The following is a 14,932-nucleotide window of genomic DNA, read 5'->3' as shown; positions in this document are numbered from 1 at the left end:
GCGGCGATGCTGCAAATCTCGCATCTTTCCGCCGACTATGGCGGTAAACCGGCGCTGGCGGATATCAACCTGACGCTGGAGAGTGGGGAGCTGCTGGTGGTGCTGGGGCCTTCGGGCTGCGGTAAAACTACCCTGCTGAACCTGATTGCCGGATTCGTGCCCTATCAGCACGGCAGCATCACCCTCGAAGGTCAGCGGGTGACCGGGCCGGGCGCAGAGCGCGGCGTGGTCTTCCAGAACGAAGGCTTGCTGCCCTGGTGCAATGTGCAGGATAACGTGGCGCTGGGGCTGCAGCTGGCGGGCGTGGATAAAGCGCAGCGCCGGCAAGCGGCGGCGCAGATGCTGAAAAAGGTCGGCCTCGAAGGGGCGGAAAAGTGCTTTATCTGGCAGCTGTCCGGCGGTCAACGCCAGCGGGTGGGCATCGCCCGGGCGCTGGCGGCGAATCCGCAGCTGTTGCTGCTGGATGAGCCCTTCGGCGCGCTTGACGCCTTTACCCGCGAGCAGATGCAAACGCTGCTGCTGACGCTCTGGCATGAGACCGGCAAACAGGTGCTGCTCATCACCCATGACATTGAAGAAGCCATCTTTATGGCGACCGAGCTGGTGCTGTTGTCGCCGGGGCCGGGGCGGGTGGTGGAGCGGCTGCCGCTGGATTTCAGCCGCCGCTTTGTCGCGGGCGAACCCTGCCGCAGCATCAAATCCGACCCGCGGTTTATTGAACAGCGGGAATACATTCTGAGCCGGGTATTTGACCAACGGGAGGCTTTCTCATGAGCGTGGTACTGAACGACAAACCGCGTCAACTGACGCTGAAGTGGCGCTGGCCGCTCTCCCGTCAGCTCACCCTCAGCGTGGCGACCCTGGCGGTGTTGCTGGTCGTCTGGTGGGCGGTCGCGGCGCTGCAGCTGATTAGCCCGCTGTTTCTGCCGCCGCCGGGCCAGGTGCTGCAGAAGCTTATCACTATCGCCGGGCCGCAGGGCTTTATGGATGCGACGCTCTGGCAGCACCTGGCGGCGAGCCTGACGCGGATCGTTATCGCTCTGCTGGCGGCGGTGCTGATCGGCGTGCCGGTCGGGATCGCTATGGGGCTCAACTCAACGGTGCGCGGGATCCTCGATCCGCTGATCGAGCTTTATCGTCCGGTGCCGCCGCTGGCCTACTTACCGCTGATGGTGATCTGGTTTGGCATCGGTGAAACGTCGAAGATCCTGCTGATCTACCTGGCGATTTTCGCCCCGGTAGCGATGTCGGCGCTGGCGGGGGTAAAAAGCGCGCAGCAGGTGCGGATTCGCGCCGCCCGTTCGCTGGGCGCCAGCCGGGCGCAGGTGCTGTGGCTGGTGATCCTGCCCGGCGCGCTGCCGGAGATCCTCACCGGGCTGCGCATTGGTCTTGGCGTCGGTTGGTCAACGCTGGTGGCCGCTGAGCTGATCGCCGCCACCCGCGGGTTAGGGTTTATGGTGCAGTCCGCCGGCGAGTTTCTCGCCACCGATGTGGTGCTGGCGGGGATCGCGGTGATTGCCATTATCGCCTTTTTACTGGAACTGGGTCTGCGCGCGCTGCAGCGGCGCCTGACGCCCTGGCATGGAGAAGTACAATGAGTGAACGTCTGAGCATTACCCCGCTGGGGCCGTATATTGGCGCGCAGGTGACCGGGGCGGATTTAACCCGTCCGCTGAGCGACAACCAGTTTGAACAGCTGTATCACGCGGTGCTGCGTCATCAGGTGGTATTCCTGCGCGAGCAAAATATCACCCCGGCGCAACAGCGCGACCTGGCGCTGCGGTTTGGCGACCTGCATATTCATCCGGTCTACCCTCACGCCCCAGGCGTCGAGGAGATTATCGTCCTCGATACCCACAACGATAATCCGCCGGATAATGACAACTGGCATACCGATGTCACCTTTATCGACACGCCGCCCGCCGGCGCTATTCTGGCGGCGAAAGAGTTGCCGACGACCGGCGGGGACACCCTGTGGACCAGCGGTATCGCCGCCTGGGAGGCGCTGTCAGAGCCCTTCCGGCAGCTGCTGAGCGGCCTGCATGCGGAACACGATTTCCGTAAATCGTTCCAGGAGTATAAGTACAACCACACGGAAGCCGAGCATCGGCGCTGGCAGGAGGCGGTGGCGAAGCATCCGCCGCTGCTGCACCCGGTGGTGCGTACCCACCCGGTGACCGGCAAGCAGGCGCTGTTCGTTAACGAAGGCTTTACCACGCGGATTGTCGACGTGACCGAGAAAGAGAGCGCGGCGCTGCTGAGCTTCCTGTTTGCCCATATCACCAAACCGGAGTTTCAGGTGCGCTGGCGCTGGCAGCCGAACGATGTCGCTATCTGGGATAACCGGGTAACCCAGCATTACGCCAACGCCGACTATCTGCCGCAGCGGCGGATCATGCACCGGGCGACGATCCTTGGCGATAAGCCGTATTACCGGGCGGGGTAAGGCTTGTATCAGCCGCGAGCCGCGGGGAAAAGCGGATGCTGCATTGCCCGCTGCTTCCCGGAGGCGGCGCCTGACGCGGCTTTTCCGGGCTACCGAACCGTCGGAAACGGTGAACCGTAGCCCGGCTAAGGCGCAACGCGCCGCAAGCCGGGAAAAAGCGTTTATGCCGATTTTTGCGCACCCAGATGCGCGCCAATATAGCGCTGATAGCGATTCGCCTTCAGGTAGGTGAGATCCACCAGCACCAGACCATCCACGCAGTTATTGAAATCCGGATCGCTGCCGAAATCGATAAACTGCACTCCGCCCGGCTCGCACACTTCCGAGTACTGCTTATACAGCGGCGGGATCGCGCAGCCGAGATTGCCGAGCAGGGACTTCAGCCGGGCCAGGTCGTCGTTGTAATCCTCCCCGCCAAACTGCGCCAGCACGTCGGGCAGCGACGCCGGATAAGGGCGACGCGACTCCGCCAGCGGATGCGTCGCCGGGAACCACAGCCGGTAGAACGCCACCAGCAGATCGCGAGCGGCGGGCGGCAGCCCGCCAGAAATCGACACCGGGCCAAACAGATAGCGATAGTGCGGATAGCGCGCCAGATAAGCGCCGATGCCGGACCACAGATAGTCCAGCCCGCGTCGACCCCAGTAGCGCGGCTGGATAAAGCTGCGCCCCAGCTCAATGCCGTGCTGCAGGATGTCGTCCATCCGCCCGTCGTAGTGGAAGAGACTGGAGCTGTAGATCCCCTCCAGGCCGCGCTTTGCCAGCTGTATGGCCGTCGGCATAAAGCGGTATGCGCCGACGATTTCCAGATCTTCTTCATCCCACAGGATCAGATGCAGATAGTCGTCGTCATACCGGTCGATATCCCGCCGTTTGCCGCTGCCTTCCCCGACCGCGCGGAAGGCGATTTCCCGCAGGCGTCCCAGCTCGCGCAGCAGCGGCGCCTCCTCCTGGCCGTTGCGCTGCCAGAGGTAAATCACTTTGCCGTCGGCGGTGCGGCCCAGGCATTCGGCCTTGTGCAGTTCGCGTTTAAGCCGCGCCCGGTCTTCCGGACGGGCGATGGCGCTTTCGGTTTTAAACCGCCCCGGCAGCCCTTTGTGCAGCTGGTCAAGGTGCTGATAGCAGCGGCCGGTAAGCTCGCGAGCGCTGGACTGGGCATCGAACCAGCTCGACCAGGGGATCTGCTGGCCGATGCGCACCGGCAGGCTGCTGTTGCGCCGGCGAAACATCTGTTGCATCAGCAGGAGCAGCGGCAGGTTGTCGGAGACCAGGGTGCTGGCGTAAAACAGGGCGCTGTTGTGGGCGTTAATCCATGCTGGCAGCAGCGGGGCGCGATATTTTGCCGCCAGCTTAATAAAGCCCGAGTGCCATTTTTTATCACGGATGCCGCGACGGGTGAGGCGGGAGACTTCCCCCGCCGGGAAGAAGATCAGCACCCCGCCGGCCTGCAGCTGCTGGTCCATCTGCTGCAGCGCCGTTTTAGCGGTGCGGCCATGAATATTATCCACCGGGATAAACAGCGAGCTCAGGGGCTCAAGGTGGGTGAGCATGCGGTTGGTGACCACTTTGACATCGCGGCGCACGCGGGATACCGCATACAGGAGCGCCAGGCCGTCGAGGGTGCCGGTGGGGTGGTTGGCGATAATGACCAGCGGGCCATATTCGGGGATTTGTTCGAGATCGTGCGCCGGGATAGCGCAGCGGATATTGAGGTATTCCAGCACCTGTTCGACCGTATCAAGCCCCTTCAGGTGGCGGTGACGGTCGGCAAATTGTTGAAACTCTTCCTCATAAAATAGCTTTTTTAACAGTTTCTTTTGCCAGGGGGCGGGCCTCGCCTGAGGCCACAGGTCATCGAGTACGTTGTCGAGACTAAACATAGTGGCTCCTCCTCCGTCCTGCCCAGACAGTAGAAGGTAGAGATGTCGTTCAGATTACAGTTGGGTGAAGTTTCGCTCGCAGCGGGGGAGGTTTCCCGGATAGCGGCTAACGCCTCATCCGGGCTACGGTTGGCGCCGATTTGTAGCCCCGGTAAGCGTCAGCGCCACCGGGGAGAGGCTATCGGCGTTCACCGCAGCTAAGATCAAAGCTATCGCCAGCCCAATTTGGGGGATATAGCCCGCGCTGGACATCGCGATGAAAGGTTGAAAATGGCCAATCGATCACCCGGGTGACCCAGCCATGCTTAAGTGGATTGATATGGATGTAATCAACGTGTCGGCGGTAATCATCTTCATCGCGTATGGCATGCTCCCAGAAGCGCGGTTGCCAGAGGGGTTGTCGTTTTAACGTTCTGGTAAAACAGCCTTTGATATCTCTCCAGCGTGAAGAAAAATCGTCATCATTATGAGGTAGTGTCCAGATGCAATGCAGATGTTCAGGCAACACCACCCAGGCATCAATAATAAAGGGGCGATGTTGTTTAACAACAGCGACAGAGTAGCGCAATAATTCTATGTTTTCAGTTAGGTGCATGCTTCTACGGTCTTTAAGGTTAACAGTGAAGAACCAGGTTCCCCCCTTAATGTAATAACGTCGATAAGCCACCACAGGATCTCCTGGAATTCGGTATTTATGATGTGGTTTAACACGTTAGAAGGCGAAATCCGGTACGCCAAGGAGAAGGCGCAGAAGGTGGAAAGCGGCGCGCAAAGTTTTAGCTACAGATATTGGTTAGCGCCTGTCCCCGGATAGCGGCGCAAGCGCCTTATCCGGGCTACGGTGTGGTGGTCGCGATAAATACAGCGCACCGGGGATGAGGTTTGGTAGCCCCGGTAAGCGCAGCGCCACCGGGGAGAGGGAGGCTTAACGGAGGATTTTTTTCTCGGCCAGGTCGAGGGCGAAATAGCTGAAGATCAGGTCGGCGCCCGCGCGTTTGATCGCGCCAAGGCTTTCCAGAACCACTTTCTCTTCATCGATAGCGCCCGCCTGGGCGGCGAATTTGATCATCGCGTACTCCCCGCTGACCTGATACGCGCCGAGCGGCAGATCGCTGCGCTCGCGGATATCGCGGAGAATATCCAGGTAGGCGCCAGCCGGTTTCACCATCAGGCAGTCGGCGCCCTGGGCTTCATCGAGCAGCGACTCGCGAATGGCTTCCCGGCGGTTCATCGGGCTCATCTGATAGGTTTTCCGATCGCCCTTCAGCGCGGTACCGGCCGCTTCGCGGAACGGGCCGTAGAAGGAAGACGCGAACTTGGTCGAGTAGGACATGATCGCCGTATTGGTGAATCCGGCAGCGTCCAGTGAGCGGCGAATTGCCTGCACCTGACCATCCATCGCGGCGGAAGGGGCGATGAAGTCCGCGCCGGCGGCGGCGGCGACAACGGCCTGTTTGCCGAGATTTTCCAGGGTCGCGTCGTTGTCCACCCCGTGGTCGCACAGCACGCCACAGTGGCCGTGGGAGGTGTATTCGCAGAAGCAGGTATCGGACATGACGATCATCTCCGGCACCGTGGACTTACAGATCCGCGACATACGCGCCACCAGACCATTTTCATTCCAGGTATCGCTGCCGGTGGCGTCGGTGTGATGAGAAATGCCAAAGGTCATCACCGAGCGAATGCCGGCATTGGCGATGCGTTCGATCTCACGCGCCAGATATTTTTCCGGAATACGCATCACGCCGGGCATAGCCTCGATCGCTTTGTAATCATCAATTTCTTCTTCAACAAAGATCGGCAACACCAGGTCGTTCAAACTCAGTGTTGTCTCTTCAAACAGGGCGCGCAGCGCAGCGGATTGACGCAGGCGGCGGGGGCGAGTGATTAAATCTGTCATGGTTTGCCTGATTTTGTGAAATGAAAGACGGTAGTGTAACTGAAATGGCAGCGGGATGTTTCGCCAAAACGATCGTTATGTCGCATCGGCGAAACCTCCCCCGGGCTTACTGGCTGGCCGTCTGCATGTTGGGCTGCGCGCCGCTCAGTTCGCTGACCAGGTCGTTGATGCCATCGCTCATATTGTTGAAGCGGGTTAACGGCGAGCGGGTCACCACCACAAAAGCGCCGACGTTAGCCTGCGGATTCATCGCCATATAGGTGATAAATCCGCCGCCGCCGCCGGTTTTCTGAATAATCCCCGGATGGCCATTCTTCGGCTTCATATACACCCAGCCAAGCCCCAGCGCGTCGGCGCGGCCCGGCACGTCCATACCGATCACCCGGGTCAGCTGGTTACGCTGATAAATCAGCGTCTGCATCCGGTCGGCCTGCTGGCCGCGGGTATAGAAATCGGATGACAGGAACTGCTGCATCCAGCGCATCATATCCCCCGGCGTCGAGTAGACTCCGCCGCTGCCGATCGCCGCCAGGGTGTTGTTGCACGGGCTGGCGCCTTTTTCCGGGATCATCAGCCGCTGGCACTGGTCCGGCGACGGGGTAAAGGTGGTGTCCTTCATCCCCAGCGGTCGGGTGATCTGCTCTTCAAATAGCTGCGGATAAGGTTTGCCGGCGGCGGTGGAGAGCGCGTCCGCCAGCAAATCGAAGGCCAGGTTGGAGTAGGCCGCCTGCGAGCCCGGCGCGGTCTTCAGGGTCGCGGTAGAGAGCCAGCTCCAGCGCTGCTGGCGGGTCGGCCAGACAAACACCGGGCGATGGGCGGCGCCGCCAGGCTGTTCGCGCGGCAGGGCGCTGGTATGGGTCGCGAGATTCACCAGGGTGATCGGTTTTCCCTGCCAGTCAGGCACCCGGGCGCCCGGCGGGGCGTATTTGCTCAGCGGATCGTCGAGTTTCACCACCCCCTGGTCGAGCAGCTTCACCAGCATCTCGCTGGTCATCAGTTTGCTGAGGGAGGCGATACGGATCACCGAGTCGAGCTGCGGGTGCTGATTATTCCCGGGGCGGGTTTCGCCAAAGCTGCGAAACACACGCTGATTGCCATCGATCACCACCAGCGCCATGCCGGTGGCGCCGCTGCCGTAGTAGATATGATTGGCGTAACGATCGACCACATCCGAGGCGAAAACCGGGTCAACGGTGGGCTGTACGGCCTGCGCCGAGGTCCACGACGCCGCGCACAGCGCAGCAAAAATGAGCAAACTACGTTTCAACGGAAATCATCCATTAAATAAATAAAAGAGAAGAGGGTATTTATACTACGAAGTGGCGCAGAACAAAGCGGGATTCACGACATTCCTGCAGGAAAAAGGTAACGGTGCGTAAAAAAGACTTTTTTACGCTTTCGGATATCGGCTTTTTTCGCCGGCGCGTATGATGACCGTTTGGCTGAAGGTTCGCGGGAGAAAACAATGGCGGCTCAACGGGTAGTGATGGTCGTGGATATGCAAAACGGCGTGTTCGCCACGCCGCGTCTGGCGCGCGAGCGCTGCGTCGCGCAAATTAATCGTCTGGTGCGCGCGGCGGATAAGGTTATTTTTATTCAACATGATGAGGCCGGCGGCCTCGAAGCCGGCAGCGAAGGCTTCGCCCTGCTCCCTGAGCTGGAGCAGCCGGCCGGCGCGCTCTATGTCACTAAAACCGCCTGCGACGCCTTCTATCACACCTCGCTGGAGCAGGTGCTGCGGGAACACGACATTCAGCAGTTTGTCATCTGCGGTTGCGCCACCGACTACTGCCTCGACACCACCATCAAAAACGGCGCCAGCCGCGGATACGGCATTGTTATCGCGGAAGATGCCCACACCACCGCCAACCGCCCCGCCGCGCAGGCCGCGACGCTCATCGCCCACTACAATGAGGTGTGGCGTACGCTGACCGTTCCTGGCAATCCTTTACAGGTGAAACCCACAGAAACAATTCTGCACGCCTGGCAGCAGAACTAAGCTGTTGATATCCGGTCTTATCATCCGTCTGCCCCGCGAGAACGCTTTCACGCGGCGGCCGACGTATGCGTCGTATACAGCAATAGCAGAACGATAAGAAGTTAGCAGGAGACAATGATGTTTAAATCTTTTTTCCCCAAACCGGGGCCGTTTTTTATTTCTGCCTTTATCTGGTCGCTGCTGGCGGTGATCTTTTGGCAGGCGGGCGGCGGCGACTGGCTGCTGCGGGTCACCGGGGCATCGCAGGATGTGGCGATCAGCGCGGCGCGCTTCTGGTCGCTCAACTATCTGGTGTTCTACGCTTACTATCTGTTTTGCGTCGGCGTGTTTGCGCTGTTCTGGTTTGTCTACTGCCCGCATCGCTGGCAGTACTGGTCGATTCTCGGCACGTCGCTCATCATCTTCGTCACCTGGTTTCTGGTGGAAGTGGGGGTGGCGATCAACGCCTGGTATGCGCCGTTCTATGACCTGATCCAGAGCGCGCTGGCCACCCCGCATAAGGTCAGCATCAACCAGTTTTATCATGAGATCGGCATCTTTCTCGGCATCGCGCTCATCGCGGTGATCATCGGAGTGATGAACAACTTTTTCGTCAGCCACTACGTCTTCCGCTGGCGCACGGCGATGAACGAACACTACATGGCCCACTGGCAGCATCTGCGCCATATCGAAGGCGCCGCGCAGCGTGTGCAGGAAGACACCATGCGCTTTGCCTCCACTCTGGAAGATATGGGCGTGAGCTTTATCAACGCGGTGATGACCCTGATCGCCTTCCTGCCGGTGCTGGTGACGCTCTCGCAACACGTTCCCGACCTGCCCATCGTCGGTCACTTGCCGTATGGCCTGGTGATTGCCGCGATCGTCTGGTCGCTGATGGGGACCGGCCTGCTGGCGGTGGTGGGGATTAAGCTGCCGGGTCTGGAGTTTAAAAACCAGCGCGTGGAAGCGGCCTATCGTAAAGAGCTGGTCTACGGCGAGGACGATGAAACCCGCGCCACGCCGCCGACGGTGCGCGAGCTGTTCAGCGCGGTGCGTCGCAACTATTTCCGTCTCTATTTCCACTATATGTATTTCAATATCGCCCGCATTCTCTATCTGCAGGTGGATAACGTTTTCGGCCTTTTCCTGCTGTTTCCGTCGATCGTTGCCGGTACGATTACCCTCGGGCTGATGACGCAAATTACCAACGTTTTCGGCCAGGTGCGCGGTTCGTTCCAGTACCTGATCAGCTCGTGGACGACGCTGGTGGAACTGATGTCCATCTACAAACGTCTGCGCAGCTTTGAGCGCGAACTGGACGGCAAGCCGCTGCAGGAAGCGATCCCGACATTACGTTAATCAAGACAAGGAAGCAGGATGGCCGCACGTTTATCGCGCATTATACCCGGTTCATTGACGCTGCTGGCGGCCGTGGTGCTAAGCGCCTGTACCAGCCAACAGGCGCCGGTGTTGAAAGAGGGCGAGAAGCCCGTTGACGTGGCGTCGGTGGTGCGGCAGAAAATGCCCGCCAGCGTGAAGGATCGGGAGGCCTGGGCGCAAGCCATCGCCACCGCCTTTGACAGCCAGAAGCTGGCGCCGACGGAAGAGAACGTCTGCTCGGTGCTGGCGGTCGCGCAGCAGGAGTCCAATTATCAGTCCGACCCGGTGGTGCCGGGGCTGAATAAAATCGCCTGGCAGGAGATCGACCGCCGGGCGGAAAAAATGCACATTCCGCTGTTTCTGGTCCATACCGCGCTGAAGATCACCTCGCCAAACGGCAAAAGCTACAGCGACCGTCTGGACAACGTGAAGACGGAAAAGCAGCTGAGCGCTATTTTTGATGACTTTATCGGGATGGTGCCGATGGGGCAGAAGCTGTTCGGCTCCCTGAACCCGGTGCACACCGGCGGCCCGATGCAGGTCAGCATCGCCTTTGCCGAGCAGCACACCTCCGGCTACCCGTGGAAAATGAACGGTACGGTGCGCCAGGAGGTCTTCAGCCTGCGCGGCGGCCTGTGGTTTGGCACCTATCATCTGCTGAACTACCCGGCCAGCTACAGCGTGCCGCTGTACCGTTTTGCCGACTTTAACGCCGGCTGGTATGCCAGCCGTAACGCCGCCTTCCAGAACGCGGTGGTGAAAGCCAGCGGGGTGAAACTGGCGCTCGACGGCGACCTTATCCGCTATGACAGCGATGAGCCGGGCAGCACCGAGCTGGCGGTGCGCCGCCTGGCGGGCCAGCTGGAGATGAGCGACAGCGAGATCCATAGCCAGCTGAAAAAGGGCGACAGCCTGGCGTTTGAGAAGACTGACCTCTATCAACAGGTTTTCCGCCTCGCGGATAAAAAAGCGGGCAAAACCCTGCCGCGGGAGATGTTGCCGGGGATCCAGCTTGAGAGTCCGAAAATCACCCGTAATCTGACGACGGCGTGGTTTGCGAAACGGGTCGATGAGCGGCGGGCAAGCTGTATGGCGCGGCGTTAACGGCGCCGACGCCAGCGCACAATGAGCGCCAGCAGCCCGATGAACGAGCAGCCGATCAGAAAAGGGATCAGGCCAAAGAGGGTGCCAACGGCGAGACTGATGTCGACCTGCGGACGGCTGGCGTCCTGGGCCTGCATCAGGCGCTCAAAGACTCCCGGGGCGTGGATCAGCATGCTGAGCATCTGCGCGCCGGCCCAGCAGCAGATCAGGACGAACAGTCCGTAAGCGACATGGCTGCCGGTCAGCGCCCCTCTTTTTTTATTTCCCAAAAGCGATTTTGAAAAACTGAATTCAGCCATAGGCCCTCCCACCTCTGTACTGCTGGTTTTTTCTCCAGCTCTATGGCAGGTATTCTGGCAGTGCAACGCCGTCGCCAGTATCAGATTGCTGGTAATTGCCCTCCAGGAATAATCCTGTTTTCGCCGTTGTGTTAACCGCGCCACAGGAAGGGAAAAGGGAGACCGGCGTCGCAATCCAGCAACATTCTCCATATCGCTACAGACCGCCGCGGGCGGCTATGCGAAGATGCGTTTTTTGCTGTTGGAGGCCGCATGAAGCTCACTGATAAAATTCGCCGCGACTGGCACTACTACGCGGTGGCGCTGGGGTTAATTTTTATTCTTAATGGCGTGGTGGGGCTGCTGGGGTTTGAGACGCAGGGCTGGCAATCTTACGCCGTCGGTCTGGTCACCTGGGTGATAAGCTTCTGGATCGCGGGCTTTGTGATCCGCCGCCGCCCGGCAGAAGAGGCCTGAGGCCGCCGCTGCCAGGCGGGGTAAACGCGTTTTAGTTCATGGAGGTTTTCAGCGCCCGGTCCGCGGCATGGCGCTCCAGCGCCAGCTCAATCAGGCGAGTGATCAGACTGGTGTAATCGAGGCCGCTGGCCTGCCACAGCTTCGGATACATGCTGATGTTGGTGAAGCCCGGCAGGGTGTTGATCTCGTTGATCACCACCTCGTTGTCGGCGGTGAGGAAGACGTCGACGCGGGCCATGCCGCTGCAGCCCAGGGCCTGGTAAGCCTGCACCGCGATAGCGCGGATCTTGTCGTTGATCTCCGGGGCGATAGCGGCCGGGACCACCACCTGCGCGCCCTGGTCGTCGATATACTTGGTGTCGTAAGCGTAAAACTCGCTGTTGAGGACAATTTCGCCGCAGGTACTGGCCTGCGGGTGGTCGTTACCCAGCACCGCACACTCAATTTCCCGGCCTTGAATGCCTTGCTCTACCACCACTTTATGGTCAAATTCAAAGGCCAGGGCCACCGCCTGATGGTACTGCTCTTCGTTTTTAACTTTGCTGACGCCAACCGACGATCCCTGGTTGGCCGGCTTAACGAACAGCGGCAGGCCCAGCTTCGCTTCGACATCGGCAAAGCTAAACTGCGCGCGGTTGGCGCGGGTCAGGGTGATAAACGGGGCGACGGCGAGCCCGGCGTCGCGCAGCAGGCGTTTGGTCACATCTTTGTCCATACAGGCCGCAGAGCCCAGCACATCGGATCCGACGAAAGGCAGATTGGCCATGCGCAGCATCCCCTGCAGGGAGCCGTCTTCGCCCAGCGTGCCGTGGACGATGGGGAAAATCACATCGATGGCCGCCAGCGGCTGGCCGCTTTCGGCGTTAATCAGCTGCTGCGCTTCACGGCCCGGGATCTGCGCCAGGGTCACCGTTGAAGGGCGCAGGGCGATGCGGGCAGGATCCTGAGCATTGAGCAGGTAGTTGCCGGCGTCGTTGATGTGCCATAGTCCCTGTTTATCAATCCCCAACAGAACCACATCGAAGCGTGATTTATCAATCGCTTCCACGATATTCTTCGCTGACTGCAGCGACACTTCATGCTCTGCCGACTTACCGCCAAAAACGATCCCAACCCTCATCTTTGCCATTTCAACTTCCATCCAGATTACATCAAAGGGCATAACATACCATGTGAAACCGCCGCCTGCCTGCCATAATATTTACCTGATCAATTGACGGGAGCGGGCGTGAGAGGAAAGACGCTGCTGGTGCTGGCCGGGCTGCTCGGCGCGGGCCTGGTAGGATATCGCTATCTGCCGCCACACCTGAATCCGCTGGCGCCGCTGGCCCTTGACGATCCCCCGGGCTGGCTGACGTCGTTCAAGTTGCGCAGCCTGACGGCCGACCAGTGCGCCTCTCTGCTGGCGGAGGCCAACCGCCGACGGCTCATCGCCAGCCAGCCGGTGGCCGACAGCGAGGGCGCCTGCCCGCTGCGTAACGTGGTGCGGGTGGCTAATTTTGGCTCGGTGCAGCTGAGCAGCAGTTTCCTCGCCAGCTGCCCGCTGGCGCTCAGCAGTGCGCTGTACGTCGAACAGCAGGCGAAGCCGCTGACCCGTCAGCTGATGGCCAGCGATCTGCGCCAGATCGATCATCTCGGCAGCTTCGCCTGCCGTAATATCTACCATCGGGAACAGGCGCGGCGCAGTGAACACGCGACGGCGGATGCCCTTGATGTTAGCGGCTTCCGCCTGACGGACGGCAGACGCATCAGCGTCCTGCAGGGCTGGCGCAGCGAGCGCTCTCACCCCTGGCTGGCGGCGCTGTTGAGCAACAGCTGCCCTTACTTCGGCAACGCGCTGGGGCCGGAGTACAACGCGGCGCACGCCAACCATTTTCACTTTGGCATGCGCGGGCAGGGCTTCTGCTTTTGAGCATAAAGCCCTGTGAGCAGCCTGAATAACCAGAAAATGCTTCGTCAGCCTCTCATGCGCATTCATAAAACACCAAACTCACCGCCAGCGCATCTATGGTAGTACACCAGTGGAATGAAATTGCTAAGCTAGGTAATAATTGGCAAATCATTAATGAATACGCGTAGTTATGGAATCCTGGAAGGTTAATCTCATCTCCGTCTGGTTTGGGTGCTTTTTTACCGGCCTGGCGATCAGTCAAATTCTCCCCTTTTTACCCCTCTACGTCTCCCAGCTGGGCGTCACCTCGCATGAAGCGCTGTCGATGTGGTCGGGACTGACCTTCAGCGTCACCTTCCTGGTCTCGGCGATCGTCTCGCCGATGTGGGGGAGCCTCGCGGACCGCAAAGGCCGCAAGCTGATGCTGCTGCGCGCCTCGCTGGGAATGGCGATCGCCATTTTACTCCAGGCCTTCGCCACCAACGTCTGGCAGCTGTTTATCCTGCGGGCGATCATGGGCTTAACCTCCGGTTATATCCCCAACGCCATGGCGCTGGTGGCCTCCCAGGTGCCGCGCGAGCGTAGCGGCTGGGCGCTGAGCACCCTGTCGACGGCGCAAATCAGCGGGGTGATCGGCGGCCCGCTGCTGGGCGGTTTCCTGGCGGACCACGTCGGGCTGCGGATGGTCTTTTTTATTACGGCGATCCTGCTGACCATCAGTTTTCTGGTCACCCTGTTTCTGATCAAAGAGGGGGGCCGCCCGCCGGTCAGCAAAACCGATCGTCTCACCGGGAAACAGGTCTTTGCCTCCTTGCCCTATCCGGGGCTGGTGATCAGCCTCTTTTTCACCACCCTGGTGATCCAGTTGTGCAACGGCTCAATTGGCCCGATCCTGGCGCTGTTTATCAAGTCGATGGCGCCGGACAGCAACAATATCGCTTTTCTGGCCGGGATGATCGCCGCTGTGCCCGGGGTGTCGGCGCTGATCTCTGCCCCACGGCTGGGTAAGCTTGGCGACCGCATCGGCACTTCGCGGATCCTGCTGGCGACGCTCTGTTGCGCGGTGGTGATGTTCTTTGCCATGTCCTTTGTCACCACCCCACTGCAGCTGGGGACGCTACGTTTTCTGCTCGGCTTTGCCGATGGCGCGATGCTTCCGGCGGTGCAGACCCTGCTGCTGAAATACAGTAGCGACAGCGTCACCGGGCGCATCTTTGGCTATAACCAGTCGTTTATGTATCTGGGCAACGTCGCCGGGCCGCTGATTGGCGCCTCCGTATCGGCGATGGCCGGCTTCCGCTGGGTATTTATTGCCACCGCCATTATCGTCTTCATCAACCTCTGGCAGCTGGCATGGATGCTGCGCCGCACCCGCCGGGCGAAGGCCTGAACCTCGGCTGACGGTATTTAACGCCATACCGTCAGCGTTTTTCACCGACAGTAGATTTATCATTACTTTTTGTTATCGCCATGGCGTGAGCGCTATTCCGTTTTATTATTTCCGACGCACTTTGGTTATAAACAGCGCCGTTCATGATTAAACAATACTATTTATAGTGGTATTTTGTTGTGGTAAAACGTTTCGCTGTATATTGGGT

At 59.9% G+C, this 14,932-nt stretch carries 15 protein-coding genes; 9 read left to right on the top strand and 6 right to left on the bottom strand.

Going from position 1 to position 14,932, the window contains the following annotated elements; all coding sequences use genetic code 11:
- The first annotated feature begins 6 nt into the window (after positions 1 to 6).
- The 3 genes from tauB to tauD are packed head-to-tail and all read left to right on the top strand — an operon-like array spanning position 7 to position 2,446.
- The gene (gene tauB, locus ABLU95_RS14345) at positions 7 to 774 is read left to right on the top strand and encodes a taurine ABC transporter ATP-binding subunit (RefSeq protein ID WP_348879820.1); all 768 of its coding nucleotides are present in this window, start codon (positions 7 to 9) and stop codon (positions 772 to 774) included.
- Positions 771 to 1,598 carry a taurine ABC transporter permease TauC gene (tauC, locus tag ABLU95_RS14340; RefSeq protein WP_023288562.1) on the top strand — a complete coding sequence of 276 codons (828 nt, stop codon included), beginning with the start codon at positions 771 to 773 and terminating at the stop codon, positions 1,596 to 1,598. Before tauB ends, tauC begins: the two co-directional genes overlap by 4 nt.
- Positions 1,595 to 2,446: a taurine dioxygenase gene (gene tauD / locus ABLU95_RS14335; RefSeq protein WP_023288563.1), complete on the top strand. Its 852-nt coding sequence runs from the start codon at positions 1,595 to 1,597 to the stop codon at positions 2,444 to 2,446. Before tauC ends, tauD begins: the two co-directional genes overlap by 4 nt.
- A 161-nt stretch (positions 2,447 to 2,607) precedes the next feature.
- Here the strand turns inward: tauD and ABLU95_RS14330 are convergent, their stop codons facing one another.
- The 4 genes from ABLU95_RS14330 to ampH form a co-directional block, all read right to left on the bottom strand.
- Entirely contained in the window at positions 2,608 to 4,326 is a 1,719-nt protein-coding gene (locus ABLU95_RS14330; RefSeq protein ID WP_348879818.1) for a GNAT family N-acyltransferase, read from the bottom strand.
- 178 nt (positions 4,327 to 4,504) lie between these two features.
- Complete coding sequence (locus ABLU95_RS14325) at positions 4,505 to 4,996, bottom strand: transposase (RefSeq protein WP_072013399.1); 492 nt, start codon at positions 4,994 to 4,996, stop codon at positions 4,505 to 4,507.
- Between the two features lie 255 nt (positions 4,997 to 5,251).
- Positions 5,252 to 6,226, bottom strand: a complete 975-nt coding sequence (gene hemB / locus ABLU95_RS14320) for a porphobilinogen synthase (RefSeq protein ID WP_002890201.1) — start codon at positions 6,224 to 6,226, stop codon at positions 5,252 to 5,254.
- A gap of 106 nt (positions 6,227 to 6,332) precedes the next feature.
- On the bottom strand, positions 6,333 to 7,493 hold the full coding sequence (gene ampH / locus ABLU95_RS14315) for a D-alanyl-D-alanine-carboxypeptidase/endopeptidase AmpH (protein ID WP_023288566.1): 1,161 nt from the start codon (positions 7,491 to 7,493) through the stop codon (positions 6,333 to 6,335).
- 219 nt (positions 7,494 to 7,712) lie between these two features.
- Between ampH and ABLU95_RS14310 the strand changes: the two genes are divergently transcribed.
- From ABLU95_RS14310 to ABLU95_RS14300, 3 genes are all read left to right on the top strand, one after another.
- Positions 7,713 to 8,225, top strand: coding sequence for an isochorismatase family protein (locus ABLU95_RS14310; RefSeq protein WP_072096510.1), 513 nt, complete (start codon positions 7,713 to 7,715; stop codon positions 8,223 to 8,225).
- A gap of 117 nt (positions 8,226 to 8,342) precedes the next feature.
- On the top strand, positions 8,343 to 9,563 hold the full coding sequence (gene sbmA, locus ABLU95_RS14305; RefSeq protein ID WP_032453450.1) for a peptide antibiotic transporter SbmA: 1,221 nt from the start codon (positions 8,343 to 8,345) through the stop codon (positions 9,561 to 9,563).
- 18 nt (positions 9,564 to 9,581) lie between these two features.
- Positions 9,582 to 10,688, top strand: coding sequence for a DUF1615 domain-containing protein (locus tag ABLU95_RS14300; RefSeq protein ID WP_080935952.1), 1,107 nt, complete (start codon positions 9,582 to 9,584; stop codon positions 10,686 to 10,688).
- On the opposite strand, the gene ABLU95_RS14295 is transcribed toward ABLU95_RS14300, so the two are convergent.
- A complete protein-coding gene (locus ABLU95_RS14295; protein WP_023288568.1) occupies positions 10,685 to 10,987 on the bottom strand; it encodes a YaiY family protein in 303 nt (100 codons plus the stop codon). The genes ABLU95_RS14300 and ABLU95_RS14295 overlap by 4 nt on opposite strands.
- A 252-nt stretch (positions 10,988 to 11,239) precedes the next feature.
- On the opposite strand from ABLU95_RS14295, the gene ABLU95_RS14290 reads away from it, so the two are divergent.
- Positions 11,240 to 11,443, top strand: a complete 204-nt coding sequence (locus ABLU95_RS14290) for a DUF2754 family protein (protein WP_004204881.1) — start codon at positions 11,240 to 11,242, stop codon at positions 11,441 to 11,443.
- A 31-nt stretch (positions 11,444 to 11,474) separates the two neighbouring features.
- Here ABLU95_RS14290 and ddlA read toward each other — a convergent pair whose 3' ends face one another.
- Positions 11,475 to 12,572, bottom strand: coding sequence for a D-alanine--D-alanine ligase (gene ddlA, locus ABLU95_RS14285; RefSeq protein WP_023288569.1), 1,098 nt, complete (start codon positions 12,570 to 12,572; stop codon positions 11,475 to 11,477).
- Positions 12,573 to 12,671: 99 nt separating this feature from the next.
- Here ddlA and ABLU95_RS14280 point away from each other — a divergent pair, with 99 nt between their 5' ends.
- Together ABLU95_RS14280 and ABLU95_RS14275 are read left to right on the top strand one after the other, a co-directional pair.
- Positions 12,672 to 13,355 carry an extensin family protein gene (locus tag ABLU95_RS14280; RefSeq protein ID WP_023288570.1) on the top strand — a complete coding sequence of 228 codons (684 nt, stop codon included), beginning with the start codon at positions 12,672 to 12,674 and terminating at the stop codon, positions 13,353 to 13,355.
- Positions 13,356 to 13,524: 169 nt separating this feature from the next.
- Entirely contained in the window at positions 13,525 to 14,724 is a 1,200-nt protein-coding gene (locus ABLU95_RS14275) for a multidrug efflux MFS transporter (RefSeq protein ID WP_023288571.1), read from the top strand.
- Positions 14,725 to 14,932 lie beyond the last annotated feature (208 nt).

Origin of the sequence: Klebsiella sp. GG_Kp146, assembly GCF_040061975.1 — a bacterium.
Lineage (GTDB): Bacteria > Pseudomonadota > Gammaproteobacteria > Enterobacterales > Enterobacteriaceae > Klebsiella > Klebsiella quasipneumoniae.
Note: the sequence above shows the minus strand (reverse complement) of the source record. Positions and strands in the feature narration are given on the sequence as shown.